Below are 23,959 nucleotides of genomic sequence, written 5' to 3'. Positions count from 1 at the left end.
CGAGAACACTATGGTCAATAAAGTTTATTCAAGTGCAAAGGATGCACTGCAAGATGTGGTTCAAGATGGTCAAACCTTAGCGGTTGGTGGCTTTGGTTTATGCGGTATTCCAGAAAGTCTGATTGCCGCCTTAAAACAAACGGGCGTGAAAAACCTCACCTGTATTTCAAACAATGCAGGCGTCGATGGTTTCGGCTTAGGTCTCTTATTAGAAAGCAAACAAATCAAAAAAATGATTGCTTCCTATGTAGGTGAAAACAAAGAATTTGAACGTCAGTTCTTAAGTGGTGAGTTTGAAGTGGAGCTTACCCCTCAAGGCACGCTGGCAGAAAAACTCCGTGCTGGAGGTGCAGGTATCCCTGCCTTCTTTACCGCAACAGGCGTAGGTACGATCATTGCCGAAGGCAAAGAAGAACGTGAGTTTAATGGCAAACCATATATTCTAGAAAACTCGCTCACCGCTGACATTGCACTCGTGAAGGCATACAAGGCCGATACTGCAGGTAACTTAATTTTCCGTAAAACCGCACAAAACTTTAATCCAGTATGTGCGATGGCTGGAAAAGTCTGCATTGTCGAAGTTGAGGAAATTGTTGAAATTGGCGCTTTAGATCCAGACCAGATTCACCTGCCGGGTATTTATGTCAATCGCATTGTACTGAATGCAACCCCTGAAAAACGTATCGAACAACTCACATTAAAAGAGGAGGCTTAACCTATGGCTTGGTCTCGTAATGAAATGGCACAACGTGCAGCGCTTGAGCTGGAAAATGGTTTTTATGTCAATTTAGGCATTGGCTTACCCACACTGGTGGCCAACTATATTCCTGAAAATGTCAACGTCTGGTTGCAGTCTGAAAATGGATTGTTGGGTATTGGCGAGTTTCCAACGGCGGAAACAGTCGATGCCGATTTAATCAATGCTGGAAAACAAACTGTTACTGCACGTCAGGGCGCCGCATTTTTCTCTAGTGCAGATTCTTTTGCTATGATCCGTGGAGGTCATGTCAATATCGCCATTTTAGGGGCAATGGAAGTCTCACAAAATGGCGATTTGGCCAACTGGATGATTCCGGGTAAAAAAGTCAAAGGCATGGGTGGCGCCATGGATTTGGTTGCTGGAGTACAAAAAGTGGTGGTGCTCATGGAACACTCTGCAAAAGATGGTACACCGAAAATTGTCGAGCAGTGTAGCCTGCCTCTGACAGGTAAAAATGTCGTACATCGCGTGATTACTGACCTCGGTGTCATGGACATTACACAGCAAGGTGTGAAATTAGTTGAACTGGCGAAAGATGTCAGTTTTGAAGATATTCAAAAAGTGACAGGTGTTCCCCTCATCCGCTAATTCGACATCATTTATACAATAGAAAAATAATCCAATGCCTTTAAAGCAGCGATCCTGTTTTAAAGGCATTTCTATCAGCACGGATAGGCTGAATCAAAAATTCATACCTCATAGATAAAAATGGAATCAATGCATGGAAAACTCTCAAAATATTTTGCAACGTTTTGCACTACGTGTCAGTGATTGGTCGGAGAAATGGTTTCCAGACTCTTATATTTTTGCCCTATTGGGTGTCGTGATCGTCGCGATTGCTTCAATCAGCATTGGCGCACCTGCCAAAGATGTCGCAGTTTCCTTTGGTGATGGTTTTTAGAGTCTGATTCCTTTTACCTTACAAATGTGTATGCTGATTGTGGTTGGTTATGTGGTTTCTGTTTCAAAGCCTGTAGAACTGCTGATTCAAAAAATGGCCCGAATCCCCCATAGTGGCCGCGGTGCGATTGTACTTGTTGCGACAGTCAGTTTATTAATTTCGCTGATAAACTGGGCCATGAGTACAGTACTGACTGCCCTGCTGGTAATTGCTTTAGCTAAACGCAAAGAACTGAATATGGACTATCGTGCTGCTGCTGCCGCCGCGATTATTGGTATGGGAGCGACATGGGCCTTAGGTATTAGTTCTTCTGCGGCACAACTACAAGCCAACAAAGCCAGCCTGCCTGAATCGATTTACAATCTAACCGGTGTGATTCCCTTTACCGAAACCATTTTCTTGCCTCAGTCGATGATCATGACGGCTGTCTTGATTATTGCCTCGATTGCTATTGCATTTTGGTCTGCACCCAAAGGGAAAGACATTAAAACCATTGATCAATTCCCTATTCAGTTGGAGGAAGATGCCAAACCGACTCCAACCACAAAACGCCCAGGAGACTGGTTAGAGAACTCACCTTTATTGAGTATCTTGATTGTACTCTTGGGTCTAGTTTGGATGTTCAATGAGTTCAGCAAAAGCAATCCGATCTTGGCCATTTCAAGCCTAAATACCTACAACTTTATTTTCCTTATGCTGGTATTGCACTGCATGGTACGCCTCGCAATTTCCTCAATGCTGTCACTAAAGCCGTGCCAGCGGTCTCAGGTGTTCTGATTCAATTTCCACTGTATGGCAGTATCGCCTTTATGATGACGCAAGCCTTAAACAGCCATGATTTATCGCTATCACATTATATTGCTGAGTTTTTTGTTTCGATTGCCTCCAAAGAAACCTTTGCCATTGTGATGGGCCTATATTCTGCCATTTTAGGCTTTTTCATTCCTTCTGGCGGTGGTAAATGGATTATTGAAGCACCCTATGTCATGCAAGCTGCACACGATTTAAAAGTGCATTTGGGCTGGTCGGTGCAAATCTATAATGCTGCGGAGGCCTTGCCGAATTTAATCAACCCATTTTTTATGCTACCAATGCTCGGTATTCTCAAATTAAAAGCCAAAGATGTGATTGGCTTTACCGTCACCCAATTGGTTTTTCACCTGCCTTTGGTGCTGTTCCTACTTTGGATTTTAGGCCGTAGCCTGACCTATATGCCGCCTACCTTCTAAACGAGGGATAAAAAACACAATCTAAATAAAAAAGGACGAATCATATTCGTCCTTTTTATTCTATAAATACTCAATAAAGCGTATTTTTAATGTAGCCCAATTAATTAAACACGTTATTTAAATACACAATGCGCTCATTGGTTTTTTGATTAAAGCACTTGGTATATTGCAATTGTTGATCTTGGGCACGTAAAGCATCATCCCAATATTGTGACTGCTTTTGATAGGTTTCTTTTTCACTATCCGTCATTTGGTAGACACTTTTTTGGGAAATCACTTTACAGTCCACATCACGCTTTTCAAACCACTCAGTTTGGTCTTGTTGTAGCTGCTGTTTTTGTTCCTCAGTGAAATTGTCCCAAGTTTGGTTCAGACGTTCCACCACTTTGACTTGGTCAGCATCCAATTCCTTCTTACGAATATTCATGGCTTTCTGTGCCAGTTCCATCTGCGCAACTTCTTGCTCATTATATTGTTTTATATTCTTTTGTATTTCTGCATTTTCTTTTTCATATGCCGCAAACTGAACCGCATGCTGCGTCACCAACACTACACCATCAATCACGCCATTTTGATTGGGTACATTCAGGCTAATGCCCTCTTTATCCGTTTTAATGATGTTATAGCTAAATGCACCTTGTAGCTGATCATTGTCTAAGTTGAGTGAATATTCACCCTCTTCTAAGACATCACGCAAAGTACTTTGATAACTGTCCTCACACTCTTCGCATGGACGTGCTAAAAACGCATTTTCAGCACGTTTCTGTAACCCTTTCGGGAAAATCACCACCAACTGGCTTTCGCAGTCCAATTGCTTCGCTGTATCAGGCTTTTCTGTGGTCGTTGAAATCCCTTTAATTTCAAAGCGAATACCGTTATTAATCTGCGTTAATAATTTTTCATCGGCCTCATATTCACGGCTATCACGCAGACGGCGGTCTAGGGCTTTTAAGTATTCAACTTTTAAATGCGCTTGAATTTGTTCGACATTGGCAGGAGCCGTACAACTCCAATCTGACATTTCTTGCGGTTCAGCAACCGTTTCTGTTTTATTCTCTGTTCGGTTACAAGCACTTAAAAATAAACTGCTCAAGATTAGACTGGCAAAAATTGTTTTCTTCATCATTGTTATAAAACCATAAGGCTGTTGTTTTTCGCAGCGTATTTAACCAAAAAATAAGCTTTTATGCGAGTAGCTATATAAAAGAACCCTGCCGTAGCAGGGTTAAAACATCGCTTAATTAACCTTTTCAACACCACGATCATCCACTTCACGCACCACACCCGAGTCTGTATTTAAAATCTCAAACTCGATACGGCGGTTTTTAAACTTGCCTTCATCAGTTTGATTATCTGCTATTGGCTTTTCTTGGCCATAACCAATCGCTCGCAACTGCGCAGGATCGACGCCTTTAAAAATTAAATAATCCACCACCGCTTGTGCTCGATTTTGTGACAAGGTTTTATTGACTGCCGCATCTCCCGTTGCATCTGTATGCCCCATCACGGTCAGTTTGACTTGAGGTGCTTTTTGCATCAGCGCCGCGGCCTGATCCAAAATCGACTTATTGACATCAGGTATCGCCAATGAAGCTGTATCAAAGTTAATAATTTGCAAATTCAATGCCGTAGCAACGTCTAGTGCTCGAATTTGCTCAGGATTAATTTCTGCCAGCGCACGCTCAGCATCACTAATACTGGTATCCACGGCACGGTTGACATCCAGTGGTTGCTGCGTCACAACTGTCATATTACGCAGTAAAGGTTTAATTTGATCTGCCACTTTAAGTGCATTGGCTGGATCTTGTGATTGAATCGATAACTGATTGCCAAACCATGTTAAATTTATATTTGGCACACCTTTCAATGCACTGATGACACTGGGTATCGCATCTTGGTCGATAAATTCAGTGTGATACATACTCTGCATATCTGCACCACAACCGATGCTGTTATTAAAAATTTGCTTTACTTCTTTTTGTAAAATTTCAACATAAGCCGCATTGGCTGAGAAAATTTGGCAAGTGACCAAGTCTCCTGTTGCCCCTGTGGTGATTTGAAATTTAGCGGGTTGGCTGGCATTCACATTTGCAGCAGGTACTGTTTCAGTCGTGATTTTGTCGGTACAAGCCCTAAAGATAAAAGCAAACAATGCCGCAAAAATAATTAAAGCCAAAACTGGCAGTAAAAATGACCGTTTTTCATCTACTTTTGTAGCATGTACGCTTGCAGGTGCAACATGTGTAGCTTGTCCTTGTAAGGTATTTGCCCCTAATCCGGCCAGTAATGCACCTGCCCACTCAGGTAACGCACGACTAATAGAATCTGTGTTGACCTGTAGTAAATGGGAAATCGCTTCAGGTTCTGAAGAGCCTGCCTCTGTGGCTAAAAATGCTAATGCAGGTGTAATTGAACGGCTCAAGGTACTTTCAATTTCATCTGCGGGTGCTGGCCCGCGGACATGCTCCAAGAACTGTTGCTTGAGACTGACATTCGATGCAAAAGCATCATTAAGACGTGGATTCAACTGCTGCTGAAATGCAGGAATCAGTTCAGATTTTGACTTTAATATAGACAGTAAAATTGGTAAAAAGGATTGAATTGCTTGATTTTTTTCAAGTAAATTTTGTGTATCACCCTCTAAAACAATTGCAGAGACATTTTGTTTTAGTAAATCCATAAAATCGACATTCATGAAGTCTTACCCCACTTTTTCTCATTGTTTTCATCGTCATTTTTCAGTTTATCTGTTCATTTTTTATACTTTGTAAAATATTGTATTTGCATCAGTTTTATCTAGGCCCAATAAAAAAGCCAGCCGAAGCTGACTTTTTAATCCACGTTTAAGGCAATATTTAAGCTGCAAAAGTTTTTAGAACTTTTCCTTTCACCACTTGATTGATCAAAGGTGTATTTTTACCTTGTGACAAAATATTGTCTTTATTCACAATCCAGTCTAACTCAGGATCAACCAACACCCAGCCCGCTTCAGCAGTCCAACGTTCAAGCATATTGGCTACCGTGGCAGGTGCAATCGTGACTTTTTCGACCCATTCCAAAGGACTAAATAAACCTTCACGCACCAATTGCACACCGAAAGCTACATAGGTATCAAAAGCGGTAATGCCTGGCTGTGTTTCAGCAAATGGTGCTAGCTTTGCAGAGCTGCTCAGCGGTTCATGATGCGTACAAATCGCATCGATCACTCCACTTTTCACACCTTGGCGAAGGAGCTCTTTATCCGACTCAGCACGTAACGGAGGACGGACGTGTGCAAGTGAGTTAAAGCCATCAATCAACTGATCTGTTAAATGCAGCTGATGCATTGCCACATCACAAGTGACTGGCAGGCCTTTATCTTTAGCGATTTTGATCAAATCGACAGAAGCGCCTGTAGACAATAAGCCAAAGTGAGCACGAACACCCGTCGCTTCAATCATTAGTAAATACTTGGCAATCGCAATGGTTTCGGCAATCGCAGGGATGGTCGGTAAGCCCTGACGCGATGCCACAAAGCCCTCATGGACACAGCCATCTTTGGCAATTTGCGGTTCTTCGGCATAAAACACCACCGTCATACCAAGACCTGCTGCGTATTCTAAAGTGCGCAGCACCACATCGTCATCTGCAAAAGGCGCATTGGCATTTGAAACGGCTGTACAACCACCCTTTTTGAGACCCGCCATATTTGCAGGTTGGTTGCCTTGTAAGCCTTGGGTTTGAGCACCAATCACTTCCAGATAAATGCCGCCATCCAGCATCGCTTTTTCCATCAAACCATGAATCAAAGCACCATTGTCTTGCACAATCGGTTTTGAGTCTGGCGGTGTAAACACATGCAAAATACCATTTTCACGCGCAGCACGACCTTCTGATTTTAATGTCCCGTGCTGCTGCTGACCTGGCTCACGTAGGCGTGCACATAAGTCCACCATGGTTGGCATCAACCACTTGCCTTGACCATCAATGGTTTCAGTGACATTGGCTGTTTCAGCAACCAACTTGCCATTTTCCACATAAACCGTTTGAACCGTATCTGTTCGATGAATTGGGTCAAGAACACGTACATTTTCAATTTTTACCACAGTCATGACTTATTCCTTATCCAGCAATCGCGTCTAACAAACCTTGCTCTTGCAGTTGACCTTGCATTGCAAGCGCCAAAACTGCCATACGTACAGCAATCCCGTTGGTCACCTGATTTAAAATCACAGACTGTGGACCATCGGCAATACTGGAATCAATCTCTACACCACGGTTCATTGGCCCCGGATGCATCACGATGCAATCAGGTTTTGCCATTGCCAGACGCTCTTTGTTTAAACCGTACATTTTGTAGAATTCAGCTTGAGATGACAGCGCAGGTGAATCAATGCGTTCATTTTGAATGCGTAAGGTAATAATCACGTCGCAATCTTGAATCCCTGCTTCCATGTTATTAAATAGACGTACGCCTTCACCATATTCATCAAAGCCGTATGGCAGCAACGTGTTCGGTGCAATTACACGAATGTTTTTACACCCCAGTGTTTGTAATGCAGCAACATCTGAACGCGCCACGCGTGAGTGTTTAATATCACCAATGATGGCAATTGAAATATCTTCAAATTTCTTTTTGGTTTCACGGCGAATGGTCAGCATGTCCAACATAGCTTGTGTTGGATGCGCATGACGGCCATCACCTGCATTGATAATTGCAACATGCGGACAAACGGTTTGGGCAATAAAATGTGCCGCACCCGACGAAGAATGACGTACCACAAAAATATCCGCAGCCATCGCTTCTAAGTTCCACAAAGTGTCTCTGAGCGTCTCCCCTTTGGAAGTACTTGAACGTGCAATATCAATATTTAATACATTTGCAGAAAGACGCTTTGCCGCTGCTTCAAAAGTGGTACGAGTACGGGTTGAGTTTTCAAAGAAAAGGTTCATTACCGTTCGACCTTCTAAGAGGTTGTTGGTAATCAGCTGATTTTGGTCATTAAAAAAGGACTGCGCGGTGTCCAATATTTTTGTAAGAGTTTCTTTAGAAAGACCTTCGATGGTGAGGAAGTGTTTGAGATGACCATCTTGGTTGAGTTGAATCTGACTCGGAGTATGCAATGCTGCCAAGTGCATGAGAGATTCCTTGTACGTTAAGTTAACGCATTATACAGATTTTCTTTTTGATTTGGACCTCAGTTTAAAACAATTGCCTTAATTATCATCGGCTTCAAAACTAAGATTATGAAATTCTTATCTATTATTTCAACCAGTTAAATTAAACCATCAAAGGCTAAATTAGCTAAATTTTGAGTCCATCAAATTGCTATAAATATCAATTCAATAGAGTTTCTTATCTCACTTATCCCAAGCGGACATTTTAAAAAGCTCTCTTGCGAGAGCGATTCAACTTCAGCGATTCTTATCGTAAAGCGCCAATATAGTGATGTGACACCTGGGCACGGTAGATTTCTTCTTCAGTGGCTTCCAACTCATGTCGTGTCGTGTCGACCTGTTTAGGTTTTTCGATCACGGCGGTTTCTTCATAGTTAAAAACATCCATGACACTGTCTAAACGACTCACCAATCGAATCAGTTCAGCATCTTCTGTACTTAAAGCAAGCTCTGCCATCTGACGTGCATAACTTGGATTTTCCACCAAATACATCACATCAATCACACGCCCCGATACACGGCGCAGACGTGCATAAAGTAAAGTTGCAATTGAAAAAGCATCAGCATGGCTTACAACACCGCGATCTAACTTGGTCGACATATTCATCCCCTTTCAAGTGAAAAATATTTACTAACGATCTATCAGAAATCAGTCAGCAAATTAAACTTGCAAGGATTTAGCAAAATACGTACCAAAAACGTTATTGTTCACATGGTGATTCATTTATTTTGATATTTCCGCTGAGTAGAAGCATATTTAAAAAACCATTCAGAGGCAAAATACGTTAAACTTTAGCGAGTTTATTTTGTTTTATTTTGGTCTCTCAAATTTATGAAAACCGCTTCGCGTTTAAGCAGCTATTGGGTTACGTGTGCCGATGGCTTAGAAACCTTACTCCAAGAAGAATTAGAAGGTTTAGGTGTTCAAAACATTGAACGTTTTCCTGGGCGTTTAGTTTTCAAAGGTACACTGGAACATGCCTATCGCATTTGTATGTGGTCGCGTCTTGCTTCGCGTGTACTCACACCAATTCATGTCCATGAGCTGGAATTTAGCCATGACGCACGTGATGTCGCTGAAGAGCTCTACGAAGGTGCAATGAACTTTGATTGGTCGCTAATTTTTGCACCACAAAGCACCTTCGCCGTTCGTTTACATATTGAACGTGAAATTAAGGTGAACAGCCAGTTTGCAACTCTACGCGTAAAAGACGGTATCGTCGATTCATTCATGGAAGCTGTCGGTAAACGTCCAAGTATTGATATTAAGCAACCTGAAATTACCATTTATGCACTCGCAGGAAAAACTGAACACACCTACTGTTTAGACTTATCTGGTGATTCATTGCATAAACGTGGCTACCGTCGTTATATGACCGATGCCCCAATTAAAGAAAATTTAGCTGCTGCGATTTTACAAAAAGCCAAGCTCCTTACAAAAAGACCCGATATTTTCCTTGACCCAATGTGTGGTTCTGGGACGTTCATTATTGAAGCATTAATGATGCTGACTGACCGCGCACCTGGTTTAGTTCGTCGTTTCGGTTTCAATGGCTGGAATGGCCATGACCATGATCTGTGGATGAGCATTAAAGCGGAAGCAGCTGAACGCCATCAAACAGCCTTGGAACAACCCCTTCCTAAGTTCTACGCATTTGATGCAGACTGGGAAGCAGTAAAAGCCACCAAGCAAAATATTATTGCTGCTGGTTTTGAACGTGTACTTGACCAGATCCAAATCGAAGAACGGACTTTAGCCGACTGGCCGAACTTTGAAGCCGAAGGAAAAACAGCCTTTATTGTGACCAACCCACCTTATGGTGAGCGTTTGGGTGATAAAGCCTCAAACCGTGCTTTATATTTAGGCTTATCTGCTTTACTGCAAAAGAACTTCCCAAATCAAACCGCAGCAGTTATCGCTGCAGCCGTTGAGCAAGCTGATGTATTGGCGCTGAATGACCCACAAACCATGCGTTTGATGAATGGTAAACTGCCAATTTACGTGCGTTCAGGTTCAGTTAAACCTGTTGCAGTGATCAAGCCGTTCTTGGAAACATGGCAACCGCAACAGTTTGAAGCAATTGAAGGCGCTGAAGACTTTGCTAACCGTTTACAAAAGAACATGCAGACCTTAAAGAAATGGGCAGTGAAAGAAAACATTCACTGTTTACGTTTATATGATGCCGATCTTCCAGACTTTAACGTTGCAGTCGATTTGTATGGCGAACGCTTACATGTCCAAGAATATGCGCCACCGAAAAAAATCGATCCTGAAAAAGCCAAGAAACGCTTCAATCTTGCTTTACAGGCCATTCGTGCGGTGACAGGTTTAGGCCGTGATGCGATCTTTATCAAAACACGTGCTCGCCAAGAAGGTAAAACTCAATATACCAAGCAAAGTACTGCTTCTAAGCGTTTTATCGTGCAAGAAGGCAAAGCAAAAATCTTAGTGAACTTAACTGATTACTTAGATACTGGCTTGTTCTTAGACCACCGTCAAATCCGTCTACGCATCGCACAAGAAGCGCGTGGTAAGCACTTCTTGAACTTGTATAGCTATACCTCTACAGCCAGCTTACATGCAGCTTTAGGCGGTGCAGCAAGTACCACCAGCGTCGATCTTTCAAATACTTATTTGAACTGGTCTAAAGAGAACTTCGTCTTGAACGGCTTAACGGTCGATCATGCCGATGAACAACATCAGTTCTTTGCCAGCGACTGTTTTGAGTGGTTAAAAGAAGGTCATGAGCAATATGAGCTGATCTTTATTGACCCACCAACCTTCTCAAACTCGAAGAAGTTCTACGGTACCTTTGATGTACAACGCGACCATTTATCCTTGCTGAAACGTGCAATGAACCGTTTAACTACGGATGGTACCTTGTACTTCTCGAACAACTACCGTGGTTTTGAAATGGACGAAGAAATTTTAGCGTTCTTTGATGTCGAAGAAATTACCAGTGAAACCATTGGGCCAGATTTCAAGCGCAATCAAAAAATCCATCGTGCGTGGAAAATTACCCATCCAAAAAACTAATGCACTGAAGATGAAATACCCGCTGGCATTTCATCTTCACTAAATTATGTATTAGACAATGTTCAGATATAAAAAAGGGACGAAATACGTCCCTTTTATTATGTTAGATCATTATCTTTTACATTATTCAGTCAGGAAATTGGTTTGCCCATATTTGTAATCAACTGACATTTTCATGACATTCCCTTCACGTTTCACCTGCCCTGAACTCTGCATCGTCGAAAGCATGCTTTCGATCTCTTGATCAGACATGCTGATGCCTCCTTTTTGCAGATAATTATTCATGATGCGCGAGATCATATTTTTATCAAACTGAATATCTGCTCTGTATTCCATTAAACTCGGCATCATTTTCACCATACTCATCAGCGTCGATTGATGGCTCGGCATAATACGTCCCGTCACATTCGCTTGTGCAACCCCTTCCCCAATAGCAAATTGGTTCTCTTTGGATTCAAAACGGAAACCTTCATTGATCACTGCCAATAAAGCAGGCTCCATATCTTTTTCCATTGCCTCTTTTGCCAAACAACTGTTTTCAGTTTTCGCCAAAATATCAAACAGCGTCTGTAATTTTTGTCGGTTTACATCGAGCACATTAAAATTAAACTGCACGTTTTGGACTGCGGGTGCTGAAGGCATTTTCATTTCATCTAGACGCAACAACATTTCAGTGTTTACAACTCAGTCTGTCAGTTCACTTTGCGTTTCTATACTAAAATTCTTCAGTTCGGCATTGGTAGGTTTATTGATATCACGATCTGACATTTTCAACAAATCCATCTGAATTTTGGTTTCACCCGCCTCAAGATATTCACCATTGAGCCCTTGGTTACTTTCTAGCTTTAGCCCCACCATTTGCAAATGTATATTTGGATCGGTGACTGTTAGATTCGGAATTTCAAGCTGTAAATCCAGTATCTTAAGCTGTTGTTCGATCGGTTTTGCCCGAAACTTTAATGTCATCGGGTCTAATCTAGACTGGAGTTGAGCCTCATTGCGGGTAATCACTGGCGTAGTCAAGGTACTATTCAAAGTACCCAACCAATTCACTTTGCTTTGTACTTTAAGTGGTTCCTTCAACAAAGACTGAAGTGCGCCAGGTGCTTGCGTAATATTAATATCTGAACGAATCGCATATCCATTCCAACTCCGTTGAATATGATCCTGCCCCTTCAATTGGATCACTTCTTTCGGTTTACATGGGTCTAGTACTAATTCAGCGGTCCAGTTCGCACTGCCATTTAAAGCCCCCATTTGAAATTGTTGATATTGCAAATTTAAATCATTCGACTGTTTGGTGCTGTGTTGATAATAAGCCTTCAAACTTTTATCTGCATAAAGATTACCCCCTACTGCGACCACAGCAAGCGTAAGTACGCCTCCAATACCCCACTTCAATTGAGTCATTTCTTCTATCTCAAGTTGTTTGTTTTTTATTAATATAAATTATAAAGAGAATCTTCAAATAAAGATAATTGTTTTGCGAATAAACCACTTAGATGCCACACCCATCACATAAATATGAAAACTTACGTCACATTTTGGCTTAAAAATGTCATCTTTTAACATTTCTGTCCCGCAATAAAAAACCCAGCCGAAGCTGGGTTTTTTAGTTTCAATGAACCATGTAAATGATTAACTCATTTTCACTTTATCAAAGCTCAACTGACCATCATGTGCAGTGATCATGATATTGTCTCCAGCCACATAGTAACCAGACAATATTTTTTGCGCTAAGTTGTTTTCAACCTGTTGCTGGATGGCACGTTTCAATGGACGTGCACCGTATACAGGGTCAAAACCAGCGTCAATCAATAAGTCAAAGGCTTGATCATCCACCGTTAAGCGCATATCTTTTTCAACCAAACGATCACGTAAACGATCCAATTGAATATTCGCAATACCACGAATTTGCGCCTTTTTGAGTGAATGGAAAACCACTAACTCATCAATACGGTTGATAAACTCTGGACGGAAATGTTGCGTCACGGCATTCATCACCACTGCTCGCACTTCTTCATCCAAAGGATTGTCACCCAACTCACGCACATCACTCGAACCTAAATTCGATGTCATGACGATCACGGTATTTTTAAAGTCAACCACGCGACCTTGTGAATCCGTTAGACGACCATCATCCAATACTTGGAGCAAGATGTTAAACACATCAGGATGTGCTTTTTCCACTTCATCGAATAGCACGACACTATACGGTTTACGACGTACAGCTTCGGTTAATACACCACCTTCTTCGTAGCCAACATAACCAGGAAGTGCACCCACCAAACGGCTGACAGAGTGTTTTTCCATAAACTCGGACATGTCGATACGAATCATGGCATCGTCACTATCAAACAAGAAGTTTGCCAGTGCTTTGGTCAACTCTGTTTTACCAACACCAGTTGGGCCCAAGAATAAGAACGAGCCGCTTGGTCGGTTCGGATCGGATAAGCCAGCACGCGAACGACGAACCGCATTAGATACTGCAACCACAGCATCATCCTGCCCGACGACACGGTTATGTAAGAACTCTTCCATATGGAGAAGTTTCTCACGTTCACCTTGCATCATTTTAGCCACTGGAATGCCCGTAGCAGCACTAACGACTTCTGCAATTTCATTGTCAGTGACTTTGTTGCGCAGTAGTTTTGGCTCTTCTTTTTCCTCAACGACTTCTTCTTCATTGAGACGTTTTTCCAGCTCTGGAATCACACCATACTGAAGACGCGACATTTCACCCAAGTCGTTTTCACGCTGCGCTTTTTGCAGCGCAATACGAGCCTGATCCAATTCAGCTTGAACTTGTTTGGTGCCTTCAACTAAGGTTTTTTCAGCTTTCCAAACCTCTTCTAGATCATTGTATTCGTGTTGAACTTCGCTAATTTGCTTTTCAAGATGAGCGACTTCCGCACGACTACCGGCATCTTCATCCTTTTTCACTGCTTCAAGTTGCAGTTTCAATTGAATCAAACGACGTTCAAGTTTATCCAAAGCTTCTGGCTTAGAGTCCAGCTCCATTTTGATACGAGAAGCCGCTTCATCAATCAAATCAATCGCTTTATCAGGCAATTGACGGTCGGTGATATAGCGATGTGACATTTTCGCTGCTGCAATAATGGCAGAGTCTAAAATTTTCACACCATGGTGCACTTCGTAACGCTCTTTCAGACCACGTAAAATCGCAATGGTGTCTTCCACACTTGGCTCATCGACCAACACTTTTTGGAAGCGACGCTCTAGCGCAGCATCTTTCTCAATGAATTGGCGATATTCATCTAATGTGGTTGCACCGACACAGCGTAACTCACCACGTGCCAGAGCAGGTTTGAGCATATTACCTGCATCCATCGCACCATCGCCTTTACCTGCGCCCACCAGCGTGTGTAATTCATCGATAAACAAAATGACTTCACCATCTTGTTTAGACAAATCTTTCAGTACTGCTTTTAAGCGCTCTTCAAACTCGCCGCGGTATTTAGCACCTGCAAGCAATGAACCTAAATCTAAGGATAAAACACGTTTACCTTGTAAGCTTTCAGGCACTTCACGGTTAATAATCCGCTGTGCTAAGCCCTCAACAATGGCTGTTTTACCCACCCCTGGTTCACCAATCAACACTGGGTTATTTTTGGTACGACGCGACAAAACTTGAATGGTACGACGAATTTCATCATCACGCCCAATCACAGGATCTAACTTACCTGCAAGTGCGCGTTCTGTTAAATCAATGGTGTATTTATTTAGAGAATCACGTTGATCTTCATGATTGTTGCTCATGACTTTCTCATCACCTCGAATTTTTAAAATGACTTTGCGTAAGCTTTCTGCTTGCACGCCCACACTGTTGAGTAGCGTTTTAGTTGCCCCCACTTCGGCCAAGGCTTGCATCACCCAATCGGTAGACAAAAACTCATCACCTGCTTTTTGCGCGAAGCTATCTGCCAAATTCAGCGCTTTGACTGCCTCTGAACTTAAGTTGACGTCTCCTGTGGGATTAGTCAGTGTTGGTGCATCAGCTAGTGCTTGTTTTAATTTGCTTTGTAAAGCAGGTAAATTGGCACCCGCTTGTTGCAACAAACTCAGATTAGAGGTTTCTTCTAACAATGTTGATAAGATATGAATACCTTCAATTGCGGTATGGTCTTTCCCCACTGCAAGTGATTGAGCATCTGAGAGAGCTTGCTGTAAGCGGTTTGTGAATTTTTCAAATCGCATTCTTGTTTTCCTCACAACAAATTTCGAACTTGATGGATATATGGGAACAATTGCTCAAAATTCAATTCAAATTTAATTAATTTTTCTACATTTTAACTTATTTTTCATTAGCTTATATTAACAATAAATTCATAAGACTCGGTTATAAGATGGGTCTTACCCGCCTTATTTTCAAGCGCCAACCTAGATTATTTATGTATTAAAGACCACGACGACCTATCAATCCGTGACAACCAAAATCATTTGATCAATTATTATTCAAACAAGCAACGCATTTTTCTATTTATTCGTGTGATGAATTGTGTCCCAGTTTACGGAATCAAAACAAAAGCGTGAAACATGAAAAAGGCCGATCACTAGATCAGCCTCAAATGACTTAAAAGTCAGCGTTTAATTTGCTTCAATAATCTCAAAATCATGGGTGATTTCAACCCCACCATCCATCAACATTTTGCTCGCAGAACAGTACTTTTCTGCCGATAATTCCACAGCTTTTGCGACTTGTTTTTCCTTCACCGCATGACCCGTAATCACGAAATGTAAGTGGATTTTTGTGAACACTGCAGGGATGCTATCTGCCCGCTCTGCCTTGAGTTCACAGCGTACATCGGTAATTTCTTGGCGTGATTTTTTAAGTATGGTCACGATGTCAAAAGAGGCACAACCACCCAGTCCCGTCAGGATCAATTCCATTGGTCTTGGACCACGGTTTTCACCACCATATTCTGGCGATCCATCCATGATAACACTGTGACCACTTTGAGTTTTTGCTTCGAAAGCAACATTCTCTAACCAATGAACAGTTGTTTGCATTGCAAGTACCTAAAAAAAGCTATAGATTGACGAAGTGACTGTACACTAACATAAATTGAGTTGATAAGGAATTTCAGCTCTGACTGTGTGACAAGTTCACCCTAGGTCTGTGCGATCTATATTTTATCCATTTTCGGAACCGTTAGCATGACTTCAAGCTTTTCACAATTAAGCACTGATGCGCTGTCTCCAGGTCAACTCCCCGAGTCAGTCAAAGCATTATTAAAACGCGCATATATTAATCGTTATCCTAAGCGTACCACCATCGTAGATGCAGGCTCAGAATCTAAATCTTTATATTTGATTTTAAAAGGTTCTGTCTCCATTATTCTGCGTGAAGACGATGAACGTGAAATCGTGGTCGCTTATTTAAATGCGGGTGATTTTTTTGGGGAAATGGGTCTATTCGAAGCAAACTCACAACGTACTGCTGAAGTGCGTACCCGTGATGTCTGCGAAATTGCTGAAGTGACTTATGAAAACTTCCATGAACTCAGCAAACAATACCCTGACCTGAGCTATGCAGTATTTGCACAGCTGGTACGCCGTCTAAAAAATACCACTCGCAAAGTGACTGACCTTGCATTTATCGATGTTTCAGGTCGTATTGCACGTTGCCTAATCGACCTATCTTCGCAACCTGAAGCGATGATTTTACCAAATGGCCGCCAAATTCGTATTACACGTCAAGAGATTGGACGTATTGTCGGTTGTTCACGTGAAATGGTTGGTCGTGTTTTGAAAACACTCGAAGAGCAAGGCATGATCGAAACTGATGGTAAAGCCATCTTAATTTTTGATGCCTCTTTAGAAGAGTCAAAAGCGAATGCTGATGACTATGAAGACGAAGAATAAGACTTTTCTCCATAGCTGATACAGCCAAAAGCAAATCTTAGGATTTGCTTTTTTTATGTCTTTAAATCTGCTTCTGCTTTGACAAAATCATGACAAACTTTGTAAAAATAGTGATTTAACCTACTGGGCATAACTGTGTAATCTATTTCGACCGAAAAAACGCAGTCCATAAAAGGAAATGTTGAATGCAATTTAAACCCTTAGCCAATACAGGCATTTTGGTTCCTGAAATTTGTCTCGGCACCATGACCTTTGGTGAGCAAAACACTCAAGCTGAAGCCTTTGAACAACTTGATTATGCTTTGGCGCAAGGCATTAACTTTTGGGACACTGCGGAAATGTACCCTGTTCCCCCAAAACCTGAAACCCAAGGTGCGACCGAAAGTATTATTGGCCAATGGATTGCCCAGCGCGGCGGTCGAGACAAGCTCTTTCTAACCTCTAAAATTGCAGGGCCATCTCAAGGTGGTAGTCATATTCGTGATGGACAGACTCGTTTTAATGCAACCGACATTTCTTCTGCCCTAGATGGCAACCTAAAGCGTTTACAGACCGATTATATCGATTTATATCAACTACACTGGCCACAGCGCCCAACCAACTTTTTCGGCAAATTAGGCTATGAAAACAGTGAAGCCCAGAACACGCAAACCGTGACCTCTTTGCAAGAAACACTACAAGCATTAGAAGCAGAGATTCAAAAAGGGCGTATTCGTTATATTGGCTTATCTAATGAAACACCATGGGGCACCATGAAATTCCTGCAGATTGCAGAACAGCTCGGCCTGTCTAAATTTGTCAGTGTGCAAAATCCATATAGCCTACTGAACCGTACTTATGAAATTGGTATGTCAGAAATTGCGAAATATGAAGGCGTTGGTTTACTCGCCTACTCCCCACTCGCTTTTGGCTATCTTACAGGTAAATTCCGTAATGGTGCACGCCCAGCGAATGCTCGCGTGACGCTTTTCAGCCGCTTTAGTCGTTATAGCAACCCAGAGAGTGAATGGGCAACAGAACAGTATGCGCAACTGGCTGAACATCACGGTTTAACGCCGACGCAACTGGCTTTAGCCTTCATCAAGCAGCAGTTTTTTGTGACCAGTACGATTATTGGTGCGACCAACTTAGACCAGCTGAAAGAAAATATTCAAGCCTTTGAAATTGATTTATCCGAAGATGTTTTACAGGGTATTCAAGCTATCCATCAGCAACAACCTAATCCTGCGCCATAGATATTTCTTATATTAGCTGTTCAGGTGAAGTACTACTTCACCTGTCACAAATAGTTGATGATTTTCAAAATCATCAACTGACAGTAAAAAAGGACGCCTTGGCGTCCTTTTTTACTCAAAAACAAATTAACGTCTTTGATTATAAACCGCTTGAGCAGCGGCTAAGTTCTTACGCATTGCTTCAATACGCTGACTATTTGACGGGTGTGTCGACAGGAATGAAGAACCGCCTGCTCCATCAAGCTTATTCATTTTTTCCCACAGACTAATTGCGGCTTGAGGGTTATAGCCTGCTTTAGCCATCAACATTAAGCCGCCTTGGTCTGCACGACTTTCTAGGCTACGTGAGTAAGGCAAACCAATACCAATTTGACTACCTAGCTGCGCTGCTGCTGAACCCGTTTGACCTACACCTGCTGCACTTAGACCAATTCCCAATGCCAAATCCGTTAATGCCTGCGCACCAACCTTACTCTTCGAGTGCTCTTCTAAAGCATGCACCATCTCATGTCCCATCACCGCTGCAATTTCAGCATCCGTTAGGTTCAATTTATCTACAATACCTGTGTAGAACACCACCTTACCACCAGGCGCAACATAGGCATTGACCTGATTTGACTTAAGTACTGCCAACTGCCAGTCAAATTTCGTTCCAGTTTGATTCATTTGATCGGCATATGGCTTCAAGCGATTGAATACACCATAAATACGCTTATACGTTGTTGATGAGGTATCTAGGGTCTTTGTGGTCCGTGCTTCATTCACTGTTTTGTTGAAGCCTTGGGTTGCTGCTGCATTTAATGTTGCAGTGTCCGCACCTGCCACTTCCGCAAAAGTTGCACAACCTGAAATGGTAACCACACTTGCTGCACACAAACTCATTAATATTTTATTTTTCATTATTGCTTAACTCCATCCATCTCAAAGCATTTTACATAATGTGCTGAATTATATTGAATAGATTTAAAGTGTTAAATATCATCACCGCGTTTTATCATAGCAATTATGTAAAAATATCTTCACAATTAAGCACAATAAGCCAAATTTCCGCGCTAAAGCGATATCTACACACCACCTTAAACCTACTTACATAAACTGAATCAAAAGCCAATAAACCAAACACAGAATATTTAAACCCAAATACAGGTGGCTTAAGGGTTCAATTTTTTCCTCAAGGGTTGCACTTTTACGCTTTGCAAACAGAAATGCATTTTGGAGCAATATGATCGGCACCAAGACACAAGCAATAATCACAGACAATCCAATGAGTGCACTATAAATCACGGCTGGATCGGTGGTTTGCCCTTGAATAATCATCATCGCGATTGTTGGCGCACCACCCATAGCAAAAAGTAGTGAGTAAAAAATAGTTCCCGCGATATTCTTTTGCATCCTGCCTGCTCATCTGTTTATTGTGCATTTTATTCTATCAAGCACGTATACATTATGTCGTGCTTATTCATGCAACTTTAGTCGGGAAAATCGTTCCAGCTCAGCAGCTTAAATCAACACCAGTAATGCTCATGCACAGATATACCGCACAAGTAAAAAACCCTGTACTAGACAGGGTTTTTTACTCAATGCTTTATCGCTTAAGCGTCAAATGGATGACGTAAAACAATCGTTTCTTCACGGTCTGGACCTGTAGAAATGATATCGATTGGGCATTCGATTAACTGTTCAATGCGTTTTACATAGTTGATCGCTGCTTGTGGCAATTGATCCATTGATTTCGCACCAAAGGTAGACTCAGACCAACCTGGCATCGTTTCGTAAATTGGTTTTAAAGTTTCAAATGCAAGCGCATCAGAAGAACCAACACAACCAGAATCAGCAGCTTCGTAACCTACGCAGATTTTCACTTCTTCTAAACCATCAAGAACGTCAAGTTTAGTTAAGCAAATACCTGAAAGTGAGTTTACGTCTACAGAACGACGAAGGATTTCAGCATCGAACCAACCACAACGACGTTGACGACCCGTAGAGGCACCAAATTCAGAACCTACAGTCCCTAAGTGCTTACCAATCGCATCACCTACGTCATTTGCAGCGTCATAAACCAACTCAGTTGGGAACGGACCTGCACCTACACGTGTTGTGTATGCTTTAGTAATACCCAATACATAGTCAAGATGTAAAGGCCCCAAACCAGAACCTGAGCTTACGCCACCAGCAGTCGTGTTTGAAGACGTTACATACGGATATGTACCATGGTCAACATCTAGAAGGGAGCCTTGAGCACCTTCAAACATGATGTTATCACCATTTTTACGGTAATTATGCAGCTCTGTAGTGACATCAATCACAAGTGGTGCAACCACTTCACGCCATTGATCACACAGCGCAAGTACATCTTCTAATTTAACTGCTTCTACGCCGTAGAATTGTGTTAATTGGAAGTTATGGTATTCAAGAAGTTCAGTTAACTGAGCTTTAAGATGCTCGCCACCACGAACCAAATCTGCAACACGAATTGCACGGCGTGCAACTTTGTCTTCATACGCAGGGCCAATACCACGACCAGTGGTACCAATTTTCGCATTACCACGCTTGATTTCACGCGCTTGGTCAAGTGCAATATGGTTTGGCAAAATCAGTGGACAGTTCGGAGAAATACGTAGACGTTCTTTAACTGGTACGCCTTCTTTTTCAAGAATGTCCATCTCTTTGATGAGCGCTGCAGGAGAAAGCACCACACCATTACCAATTAAGCACAGTACGTTTTCACGTAAAATACCAGATGGAATGAGGTGTAATACAGTTTTCTTACCACCAACGACAAGTGTATGACCTGCGTTATGTCCGCCTTGATAACGAACGACCGCAGCCGCTTGATCTGTGAGCAGGTCGACGATTTTACCTTTACCTTCGTCGCCCCATTGGGTACCGAGTACCACAACATTCTTGCCCATAATAGCCTCATTGCATCATGCTGTTAAAATTGAAGAACTTCTCAGGTTTTAGCTTACCTGAAGAAGTGATTAAATTTGTTCTACAGTCCATTGACCTGCAACATTCACCAACTGGTGCGTTGCATATGGAAGCGTAGTTAAATCATCCTGCCCCAAAAGTTGAATCACGCTCATGCCCTGAGCACGCGTGTGTTCAATCGCTTGGATCAAATCTGTTTGAGTACCTTTGGGTGCAACCACAAGACTGTTTTGCTGAAAACGACCTGCACTAAGTGCATATAAGTCACAACTAAAGCCTGTTGCTGGGCGTGCACGCCCAAAGTGCTCACCAATTCCATCATAGCGTCCACCTTGTGCCAATGGCGCAGCACGGTTTGGTGCATAAACGGCATACATTAAGCCCGTATGGTAGTGATACGAACGTAGCTCAACCACATCAATACCCATCTGAAGATTTGGCCAACGCGCTTGAATCTCAGACTGTGTGGTTTTCAATGCATCAAAAGCGTGCTTAAACTCTGCATCGGCAATCACTTCTGCACTTAAATACGTTTGCAAGGCATCTAAGTCACTTGCATAACGACCTAAAGTATAAAAGTCAGCACCAAAGTTTAAATCTTGAGTAAATTCAGCCAATTCTGGCAGTGCTTTACGTTGGTATAAATCAGAGAGTTGGCGTTCAGTCGCTTTGTTTAAACCCGCAACCTTCACCATACTACGGAATAAGCCCACATGGCCTAAATCCAAATGGATACCGTCTGCAAAACCTGTTTTTTCAAGCAGGCTGATCATCACATCAATTAGTTCAACATCGGCATCGATGCTGTCTGAACCGAATAGCTCAGCACCTAACTGCAAAGGTGTACGTGTGGTATTAAAGCCTTGTGGTTTGGTATGTAGGACTGTTCCTGCATAGCAATAGCGAGCAACGCCTTCCACTGGATGTACATGCGCATCAATACGAGCCACTTGTGGTGTCATATCGGCACGCACACCAAGCAAACGACCAGAAAGCTGATCAATCACTTTAAAAGTGGCTAAGTCTAAATCTTGATTCGATTCTGATAGAGAAGATAACGATTCGATGTATTCAATGAATGGCGTGTACACCAACTGATAACCTCGAGTTGCGAGGAAATCTAATGCTTGACGACGCAAAGTTTCAATCACTTGCGCCTGTTCTGGTAGTACATCAGCTACACCATCAGGTAATAACCATGTCTCTGAAATGGGCATGTTGTAAACCTAAAATCTTGTCTGCGCGGAACGAATCCGCATAAAAAAATCGGGGCACACCCGATTTCTCTTAGTCTATCACGATACAATGTGCTGTGCATTAGACAATTTCGGAAAATTTAATTTATCGTTTTGATGTCCTCATTAACAATTTTATTATTTTTATAAGCATAATGATTGAAACAGTTTTGCAGGTTATTCTTTTTAAATTAAGTTGTTGAATCACCAAGCATCTGTTGCTAAGCGATTCAACATATTTTTAATCAATTAAATAAAACGAATAGGTTTAAATTCTGGTTCAGGCACATGAGAATCACACTCCTCACCTTCTTCTTTATGCCCTTTATCGATATAGCCCGTACGTTCTTTTTCAGGAGTATTCTGATGCTCCCAAGCAATAACGGCTTGCATACAAGTTTGACGTTGTTCAGCAGTCAACGCAACGCCATTTGGCCATTTACCAATTTCTACAGCTGTTTTTAAACGCTCAACAATATCGGCATCTAAAATAGAAAGCATCTGTTCAATATTCATGATTTAATCCTGTTGAAAAGAGTCAAAATCTTGGTTCCACCCAAGTTTAGTTCGGCATGACATATAAAAATCATAACCCGGTGGATGTAATAAATTCAGTTTAAAGGGGTGCTTACGAATATGTAAGCTGTCACCCACATTGAGCGAAACACTGTGTTGACCATCGGCACTGACCATCGGCAAGACACGGTTTTCACGAATCAGAAGCTTAATTTCACTGTGTCCACCCACCACAATCGGGCGTGAAGACAAGGTATGCGGATGCATCGGTACCAAAGCAATCGCATCCATCCCCGGATGCACGATTGGGCCGCCACCTGACAACGAATAAGCGGTTGAACCCGTAGGCGTCGATACAATCAAACCATCACTGTGTTGACGGTAGACATATTGACCATCGATATTCAGTTCGAAGTCAATCATATGCACTGACTTACCCGAGTGTAATACTACATCGTTTAGCGCAATCGCATCATAAATCGTCTCGCCCTTTGAGCGAATTTCCATTTCCAATAAGAAACGACGATCTAACTGATACTCACCTTTTAAGACTTGATCGAGCTTAAAAATCACTTCAGTCGGCTTGATGTCGGTTAAAAACCCCAAACGTCCTCGGTTTACCCCCATTACTGGGGTATTAAATTTGACCAAGGCACGTGCAGCATGCAAAAGTGAGCCATCCCCGCCCACCACAATCACCAAATCGACCACTTCACCCAGAAGTGCACGACTCACCGTTTGTGTGTTTTTATAAGGAACCAGTTCAGCGGTTTGCGCATCAAAAACGGGATGTAACCCTAAGCTGAGTAGATGATCATGAATAAGACATAAGGTTTCAACAACTGAAGACTTATCTGGACGTCCAATTAAGCCTATGTTTCGAAATGTTTTATGTGAAATTTGCACCTGCAACATCGCTCCGCTACGATTCCCGCCTATCATAACATTATTTATTTAAATTGATTCAAAAACTAAAGTGACTGCTGCTATACGCGGAATTGTCTATATTTCAGTTTGTTCACAGTTTAATTATTGCAAATTAGCGAAAAGCTTCGCATGATTAGCACAATTT

Annotated in this window: 18 protein-coding genes and 2 pseudogenes; 6 read left to right on the top strand and 14 right to left on the bottom strand. The window is 42.1% G+C overall.

Annotated elements, in window-relative coordinates:
* The first annotated feature begins 10 nt into the window (after positions 1-10).
* The 3 genes and pseudogenes from ACY3FQ_RS05590 to ACY3FQ_RS05580 all read left to right on the top strand — a co-directional run bounded on the left by ACY3FQ_RS05590 (position 11) and on the right by ACY3FQ_RS05580 (position 2,890).
* Entirely contained in the window at positions 11-715 is a 705-nt protein-coding gene (locus ACY3FQ_RS05590) for a CoA transferase subunit A (RefSeq protein ID WP_489773684.1), read from the top strand.
* A 3-nt stretch (positions 716-718) separates the two neighbouring features.
* Positions 719-1,348 carry a CoA transferase subunit B gene (locus ACY3FQ_RS05585; RefSeq protein WP_279043019.1) on the top strand — a complete coding sequence of 210 codons (630 nt, stop codon included), beginning with the start codon at positions 719-721 and terminating at the stop codon, positions 1,346-1,348.
* Positions 1,349-1,481: 133 nt separating this feature from the next.
* Positions 1,482-2,890: pseudogene (locus ACY3FQ_RS05580) on the top strand (short-chain fatty acid transporter).
* 100 nt (positions 2,891-2,990) lie between these two features.
* On the opposite strand, the gene ACY3FQ_RS05575 reads toward ACY3FQ_RS05580, so the two are convergent.
* The 5 genes from ACY3FQ_RS05575 to ACY3FQ_RS05555 all read right to left on the bottom strand — a co-directional run bounded on the left by ACY3FQ_RS05575 (position 2,991) and on the right by ACY3FQ_RS05555 (position 8,648).
* Positions 2,991-4,013, bottom strand: a complete 1,023-nt coding sequence (locus tag ACY3FQ_RS05575; protein ID WP_489774388.1) for a DUF1311 domain-containing protein — start codon at positions 4,011-4,013, stop codon at positions 2,991-2,993.
* A 114-nt stretch (positions 4,014-4,127) separates the two neighbouring features.
* Positions 4,128-5,585: an OmpA family protein gene (locus ACY3FQ_RS05570; RefSeq protein WP_126037208.1), complete on the bottom strand. Its 1,458-nt coding sequence runs from the start codon at positions 5,583-5,585 to the stop codon at positions 4,128-4,130.
* A gap of 160 nt (positions 5,586-5,745) precedes the next feature.
* Entirely contained in the window at positions 5,746-6,981 is a 1,236-nt protein-coding gene (locus tag ACY3FQ_RS05565) for a dihydroorotase (protein ID WP_126037210.1), read from the bottom strand.
* Positions 6,982-6,991: 10 nt separating this feature from the next.
* On the bottom strand, positions 6,992-8,008 hold the full coding sequence (locus ACY3FQ_RS05560) for an aspartate carbamoyltransferase catalytic subunit (RefSeq protein WP_126037213.1): 1,017 nt from the start codon (positions 8,006-8,008) through the stop codon (positions 6,992-6,994).
* A gap of 286 nt (positions 8,009-8,294) precedes the next feature.
* The gene (locus tag ACY3FQ_RS05555; RefSeq protein WP_004696191.1) at positions 8,295-8,648 is read right to left on the bottom strand and encodes a hypothetical protein; all 354 of its coding nucleotides are present in this window, start codon (positions 8,646-8,648) and stop codon (positions 8,295-8,297) included.
* 231 nt (positions 8,649-8,879) lie between these two features.
* Between ACY3FQ_RS05555 and rlmKL the strand changes: the two genes are divergently transcribed.
* A complete protein-coding gene (gene rlmKL / locus ACY3FQ_RS05550) occupies positions 8,880-11,084 on the top strand; it encodes a bifunctional 23S rRNA (guanine(2069)-N(7))-methyltransferase RlmK/23S rRNA (guanine(2445)-N(2))-methyltransferase RlmL (protein WP_087012145.1) in 2,205 nt (734 codons plus the stop codon).
* A 123-nt stretch (positions 11,085-11,207) separates the two neighbouring features.
* On the opposite strand, the pseudogene ACY3FQ_RS05545 reads toward rlmKL, so the two are convergent.
* The 3 genes and pseudogenes from ACY3FQ_RS05545 to ACY3FQ_RS05535 all read right to left on the bottom strand — a co-directional run bounded on the left by ACY3FQ_RS05545 (position 11,208) and on the right by ACY3FQ_RS05535 (position 16,115).
* Positions 11,208-12,341, bottom strand: a pseudogene (locus ACY3FQ_RS05545) (DUF945 family protein).
* Between the two features lie 381 nt (positions 12,342-12,722).
* Positions 12,723-15,302, bottom strand: coding sequence for an ATP-dependent chaperone ClpB (gene clpB, locus ACY3FQ_RS05540; RefSeq protein WP_489773683.1), 2,580 nt, complete (start codon positions 15,300-15,302; stop codon positions 12,723-12,725).
* Between the two features lie 390 nt (positions 15,303-15,692).
* Complete coding sequence (locus ACY3FQ_RS05535; protein ID WP_004982311.1) at positions 15,693-16,115, bottom strand: OsmC family protein; 423 nt, start codon at positions 16,113-16,115, stop codon at positions 15,693-15,695.
* A gap of 147 nt (positions 16,116-16,262) precedes the next feature.
* Between ACY3FQ_RS05535 and crp the strand changes: the two genes are divergently transcribed.
* Together crp and ACY3FQ_RS05525 are read left to right on the top strand one after the other, a co-directional pair.
* Positions 16,263-16,970: a cAMP-activated global transcriptional regulator CRP gene (gene crp, locus ACY3FQ_RS05530; RefSeq protein ID WP_004696183.1), complete on the top strand. Its 708-nt coding sequence runs from the start codon at positions 16,263-16,265 to the stop codon at positions 16,968-16,970.
* 185 nt (positions 16,971-17,155) lie between these two features.
* Positions 17,156-18,205 (top strand): NADP(H)-dependent aldo-keto reductase, encoded by a 1,050-nt coding sequence (locus tag ACY3FQ_RS05525; protein ID WP_489773682.1) that lies wholly within the window; start codon positions 17,156-17,158, stop codon positions 18,203-18,205.
* 126 nt (positions 18,206-18,331) lie between these two features.
* Here ACY3FQ_RS05525 and ACY3FQ_RS05520 read toward each other — a convergent pair whose 3' ends face one another.
* The 6 genes from ACY3FQ_RS05520 to ACY3FQ_RS05495 all read right to left on the bottom strand — a co-directional run bounded on the left by ACY3FQ_RS05520 (position 18,332) and on the right by ACY3FQ_RS05495 (position 23,829).
* Positions 18,332-19,105 carry a M48 family metallopeptidase gene (locus tag ACY3FQ_RS05520; protein WP_004696181.1) on the bottom strand — a complete coding sequence of 258 codons (774 nt, stop codon included), beginning with the start codon at positions 19,103-19,105 and terminating at the stop codon, positions 18,332-18,334.
* 186 nt (positions 19,106-19,291) lie between these two features.
* The gene (locus ACY3FQ_RS05515; protein ID WP_489773681.1) at positions 19,292-19,597 is read right to left on the bottom strand and encodes a hypothetical protein; all 306 of its coding nucleotides are present in this window, start codon (positions 19,595-19,597) and stop codon (positions 19,292-19,294) included.
* A gap of 200 nt (positions 19,598-19,797) precedes the next feature.
* Complete coding sequence (locus tag ACY3FQ_RS05510; protein WP_114836827.1) at positions 19,798-21,117, bottom strand: adenylosuccinate synthase; 1,320 nt, start codon at positions 21,115-21,117, stop codon at positions 19,798-19,800.
* A gap of 69 nt (positions 21,118-21,186) precedes the next feature.
* Positions 21,187-22,353: an ATP phosphoribosyltransferase regulatory subunit gene (locus ACY3FQ_RS05505; protein ID WP_489773680.1), complete on the bottom strand. Its 1,167-nt coding sequence runs from the start codon at positions 22,351-22,353 to the stop codon at positions 21,187-21,189.
* A gap of 267 nt (positions 22,354-22,620) precedes the next feature.
* Positions 22,621-22,887 carry a YeaC family protein gene (locus ACY3FQ_RS05500; protein ID WP_058869973.1) on the bottom strand — a complete coding sequence of 89 codons (267 nt, stop codon included), beginning with the start codon at positions 22,885-22,887 and terminating at the stop codon, positions 22,621-22,623.
* Between the two features lie 3 nt (positions 22,888-22,890).
* Positions 22,891-23,829 carry an NAD(+) kinase gene (locus ACY3FQ_RS05495; protein WP_489773679.1) on the bottom strand — a complete coding sequence of 313 codons (939 nt, stop codon included), beginning with the start codon at positions 23,827-23,829 and terminating at the stop codon, positions 22,891-22,893.
* Positions 23,830-23,959: the final 130 nt, after the last annotated feature.

The organism is Acinetobacter sp. AB03 (assembly GCF_058107045.1).
The sequence above is the reverse complement of the archived record's forward strand: the minus strand, read 5'-3'. Positions and strand labels throughout refer to the sequence as shown.